This window comes from Erwinia endophytica, from assembly GCF_009295515.1.
In the GTDB taxonomy this organism is placed as follows: Bacteria; Pseudomonadota; Gammaproteobacteria; order Enterobacterales; family Enterobacteriaceae; genus Erwinia; species Erwinia endophytica.
In genome coordinates this window covers 1-4,864 of sequence record NZ_RQVV01000039.1, presented here as the reverse complement: position 1 = coordinate 4,864, position 4,864 = coordinate 1, and the positions used below count along the sequence as shown (strand labels likewise).

Below are 4,864 nucleotides of genomic sequence, written 5' to 3'. Positions count from 1 at the left end.
GATTTTCCATGAGGCTCTCTCTTTATTTTTCCCGGGCACGCTACCGCCCTCGCTGCGGACTGACCAAAGCGCATCAGGTCTGAAATCTCATCTGTGGTATGAGGAACGTTTTCTGCTGAGGTTCCGCCTGGGCAGAGACTCAGCAGAAAAAGCGGCTCAGGAACCGGCACAGCCATCAGATGCCGTGCCGGGTACCGGTCAGAAGCGGTGCCCCAGGCGCTCCCGCTTTTCAACCTTCACGGGACGTGTCGCGCTGTCATCAAGAATGACGTGCCAGCAGCTGGCATTTGCGGCAGGCTGCAGCGTCATGTGCAGGCGGGCATCACCGCCTCCACCGGGCCCGGCCTTGCGGTGCGGTCCGGCTATCACTTTCAGCTGACCTGCGCAGTACGCGCTGTGAAGCTGCGCATCCAGCGCGCAGGCTTTCTCAACCAGTCGCGCCGTGTAGTTCCGGCTGAAGCGCGGGTCCTTCTGCCAGTGTGTTGCCCACTGAGCCAGGGACATAGAGACCTCCTGTAAAGCGGCACACACCCGTGTGCCGTAATAAACTGACGGATAAAAAGCGAATTACGCCGTGGCGCGTTCATTCCACGAATCGGAATGAATAATGTTGCCGTCCGTGTAGGTCCAGGTGATTTTTTCGTAACGCAGCTCAATGGATTCGAGGTGGTTGTGCTTCTCAAAGACGGGATTTTTGACGTCGTGCATCACCGGATTCACCTTCACCACCTTCACGTTCTCAAGCTTCGTGTTGAAGTACTCCACTTCCTGCCCGGCATCGTTGATTTTGTACCACTTAAACTCGGCTGACTTCAGCGTCTGACCGGTGGTCACCGCCTTGTACAGGTACGGACTGGATGAATCGATTTCCTTGGTGAACAGGAAAGGTGTATGAATGCGCGTGCCGGTCAGTTTGCCAGTGTTGTTGTCGGTCGGGATGTACAGGTTATGTTCCTGCGCCACCACTTCGATGCTGCCTTCACGGTCTTTCACATCCACGGAACCTTTGATGTCCGCACCACCGTCGTCTTTCAGCCACAGATAAACAGGAATTGCCATGGTTTACATCTCCATTTCTTGAGTTGGTGCGTCGCTTTCATCCGGCGACGCCGTTTTTGTATCCGGTATCTGACAGGCATCTGCCTGCGGTACCAGACTGATTTCGACCCGCCGGTTAAGCGCACGACCCGCCGGCGTGTCATTGGTGGCAACAGGGCGACTTGCACCATAGCCCTGCACCGCAAAACAGCTTTCCGGCACGTCGCCGGTGTCGCGCATCCAGTCCCGCACCGCCGCGGCGCGTTTCAGGGAGAGCGCCTGATTTTGTTGTGGACTGCCGGTATTGTCAGTATGTCCGCTGATCACTATCAGCCAGCCGGGCCGGGCTTTGATATCCACCAGGGAATTCACCAGCATTTTTGTTGAGCCGGCTTTCAGTTCCGACTTCCCGGAATCGAACAGCGACAGGCTGTCGAGACGTACCGTCTTCGGCACCGGTACGGCTTTGGGTTCCGGCTTCGGCGGGGGTGGCGGCTGCGGCACATACGTGCGGATGGCATTCAGCAGCGGCTGACGCAGACGCCCGCCCTGATACAGTCCGAGGCTCATTCGCAGCGGTTCGCCATTACGCGCCCAGCCATCAAGTTGTGCCATATCCTGACGCAGGACATTAACGGCTTCTGCTTTCGGGCCGTAGTCATTCATGGGGATATGCTCATACTGCTGAATGTCGACGCTCACCCGGTGCAGTAACTGGCGGTTATGCCAGGCACTGCTCAGCAGCGCCGCCACGGCGGCGAGGATGAACAGCGTCACGCCATTGCGCCACAGACGCTGGCGGGGCGTCAGTCCCCGACCTGCCGGCAACAGCGGCAGTACCACCTCCGGCAGCAGCGACAGCACCGTACTGTCTGTCCCAACCGGATGCCAGCCGGCGGCGTGTCGCAGCGCGGTATGACGCTGTAACCAGGCGGTCCAGGCTGACGAAGACAGGCTGCCCGCCAGAACCGGGCCCAGTCCCCACAGCACCACGGCCGGTGTCACCACCGGGATATCCGGACGCGCATCCGTAAACACCGCGCCGGCATGCTGATGAAACCAGTCCGTCAGGCTGTTCATCAGGACCTGCGGCTGCATGGCCATCGCGCCCCCGGCGCTGCTCCGGGCTGCCACCGGTTCCGGCGCCGCCGCGTCACGCCAGACGCTGATGCCCTCCCCCGGAATGGCCATCTGCCAGAGCATATCGTTCATCATTGCGCTACCCACCTGACCGCTCAGTACCAGCGGCACGGTATGCCCGGTTTCCCGGCGCAGCCGGCTGATTTGCCAGCGCAGGGCCAGCAGACGGCTGGTCAGCGAGTCTGTATCCGTCTGCTTCTGCGGACAGACACTGACCAGAACGGACAGCTGGCGTCCCCACTCCGGGCGCTGCCACAGCAACTGGCGGGCCACCTGCGTCACATTCTGATGGTCTTCCAGTCTTATCCAGCATCCCTGAGAGACCGTCAGCACCGGCGACGAACCAGGCCAGCTCTGCGGCAAATCACCGCAGACCAGCACCACCGGCTGACGATATGTCGCCGCCGGCAGGTTATCGAAACAGAAGCCGGTTTCATCGTCTGCCCGGCGACGGGTCACGGACCAGACCACCGCAATCCCTCCCCACACCGCCAGCAGTATCGCCACAGCGACCATCCGGGAAACTGGCAGGAAGACCAGACAGACCACCGCGCTCAGCAGCAGAGCCCACAGCGCCAGCAGCCGTTGTTGTGCAGGACTCACTGCGCCACCCCAGGTAACAGGGTGGCCAGCAACTGACTCAGCCAGTGATCCAGTCCCCACCACAGGCCGGCCAGAACCAGCAGGCCCAGCCCCGTGCGCACCGGCCATGAAGAGAACCCGCCGCCTGTACCGCGTCCGGCCCGGCTTTCCGCCAGCACCGGACCGGAAGGCGAATGGCTGAAGGGCGCAACCTGTTCACTGAGCGCACTGAGCAGCTTTTGCCGTTCGGGGTCATCCAGCGAGCGAAAACTGCCCAGGAACCCCAGCAGCATCACCCGGTGAAAGCAGGTCAGCACCGCACAGTCCGGCACCGGTTCACGCAGCACATCGCGCATACGCTCACACAGCGTGTCACCGGCATCCATCGTGCCAAGAAAGTGCCCCTGCAAGGGGATGTCGTACCACTGCACGCAGGCATCATCCTCTACACCGCGACCTTTTACCGCCTCATCAAGCAGCGCACACTGGGCAGTGAGAATATGCTGACAGCTGGCTTCATCGAGTTCGCTCGCTTTCAGCTCACGCTGCACACGTTCGACATCAGCAATGCAGCGCTCCCACAACGTGCGTCCTTCTCCATCCTGAAACGTCGGACCGTGACGCAGGCTAATCACCTGCAGCCAGGTGTCCTGCAGCAGGGCATCAATATCAATGGACGCGGCCGCGCCGCGTTTACGCTCACTCATGTTCTCAGTACCGCAAAGAGTTCAAGTTCAGGCTCGCCGAGCATGCCCGGAACGTAAAACATGCAGGTGCCGCCCTGAAGCATTTCGGTGGCCAGAGGATGAGAGACATCGAGGCTGAAATACTGGTTTTCCAGACGCAGTGGAATGGCTGCCGGCACATGACGCAGTGGCGTCAGAGGAACGCCCACCCGTGATGAATTGACGATACTCCTGACATGATCGGGACTGCCGACCTTGCACTGGCGCGGGAACTGCTCCTGCAGTTGTGCCACCGGCATCGGTGAACGTACGGAGAGGTAGTAATCCGCCCCTTCACGCAGGCGTGGGTCATGCAGACGGGCCTGCCAGAAGTGAAGCCGGGCATCATGCTCAAGCTCAATCGCCACCACCCGCGACGGCAGGCTGGCCTCGAGCAGGTCGCCCAGTAAGTCAAACAGCGGCGGAAATACCGCGTTCAGCTGTTCATGCTGCCAGACCGGAATGTCGCTGACCTGGTGCTCCAGTGAAAACGTCAGCAGGCTGCCCGCCAGACGGGCCAGTTCCGGGTACAGACGCTCCGCCGCGCTCTGCGGGTAACGCAGAAACTGCCCGAGCACCGGCTCGGCGCTGTTCAGGGCATTCAGCAGCCAGAACAGGGACACATCCGCCACCGCAAAATCCGCCATCCGGGCATTGCTCTCACGGCGCATCGCCATCAGCCGGGTCAGACGGGCGCGGAGCTGCGTCATCAGTTGCTCCAGTTGGGCAGTCAGCCAGCGGCTGCCCTGCACGGTCAGTAGCGGGGGCAGGAAGGTGTCGTCCAGCGTCCAGATCCCCTGTTGATCCTGCAGCAGACGGACCAGTGGACAGGTCAGGTAATCACTGTTGTCCTGACGGGCAAAGCGCAGGCTCAGCGCCGGCTGCATCACCGCAATCTGCCGGTCATCGTCGCCAAACTGGTTGCGCACCTCGCGCCAGCACTGGCGGTAACGCACCGGACGTTCAGCCACTTCATCCGGCTTCAGGCAGTTGCCGCCGTTAGCCCGCAGCAACGGCAGCGCCAGCACCACCACGCTCTCATGTGACTCGCCCGCCAGCGACAGTGCCGGCGGCAGATCACCGGCACTGTCGCTGTCGATCAGCGTGCCGTCCTGAAAACGGACATGCAGATGGCTGGCCTGCAGACGGCCGAGTTTCAGCATCTCCGGTTCAAAAGAAGCCCGGATAACCCCCCAGGGATGGGTCAGCCCCATCCGGGCAATACATTCGGCAGACCAGGCCGTGTGAGCGGCCTGCTGCTGAAAATGCTGGGGCGAGATCATGATCCCCCGCCCCCATAACGGTTGTTCCGTTTTCATCGGCGTCCTGCCTTATGCTTTCGCCTTCGGCATCTGGGAAACCAGCGACAGACTGACGTC

5 protein-coding genes are annotated in these 4,864 nt (G+C 61.2%); all 5 read right to left on the bottom strand.

The window, feature by feature from the left end:
- Positions 1-198: 198 nt before the first annotated feature.
- The 5 genes from EH228_RS12420 to tssK are packed head-to-tail and all read right to left on the bottom strand — an operon-like array spanning position 199 to position 4,804.
- Positions 199-531, bottom strand: a complete 333-nt coding sequence (locus tag EH228_RS12420) for a hypothetical protein (protein WP_152321971.1) — start codon at positions 529-531, stop codon at positions 199-201.
- Between the two features lie 36 nt (positions 532-567).
- Positions 568-1,059, bottom strand: a complete 492-nt coding sequence (gene hcp / locus EH228_RS12415) for a type VI secretion system effector Hcp (RefSeq protein ID WP_152321970.1) — start codon at positions 1,057-1,059, stop codon at positions 568-570.
- A 3-nt stretch (positions 1,060-1,062) separates the two neighbouring features.
- Positions 1,063-2,781 carry an OmpA family protein gene (locus EH228_RS12410; RefSeq protein WP_152321969.1) on the bottom strand — a complete coding sequence of 573 codons (1,719 nt, stop codon included), beginning with the start codon at positions 2,779-2,781 and terminating at the stop codon, positions 1,063-1,065.
- Entirely contained in the window at positions 2,778-3,467 is a 690-nt protein-coding gene (gene tssL, locus EH228_RS12405; RefSeq protein WP_152321968.1) for a type VI secretion system protein TssL, short form, read from the bottom strand. Before tssL ends, EH228_RS12410 begins: the two co-directional genes overlap by 4 nt.
- Positions 3,464-4,804, bottom strand: a complete 1,341-nt coding sequence (tssK, locus tag EH228_RS12400; protein ID WP_152321967.1) for a type VI secretion system baseplate subunit TssK — start codon at positions 4,802-4,804, stop codon at positions 3,464-3,466. The genes tssL and tssK overlap by 4 nt, the downstream gene beginning before the upstream one ends.
- Between the last annotated feature and the right edge of the window lie 60 nt (positions 4,805-4,864).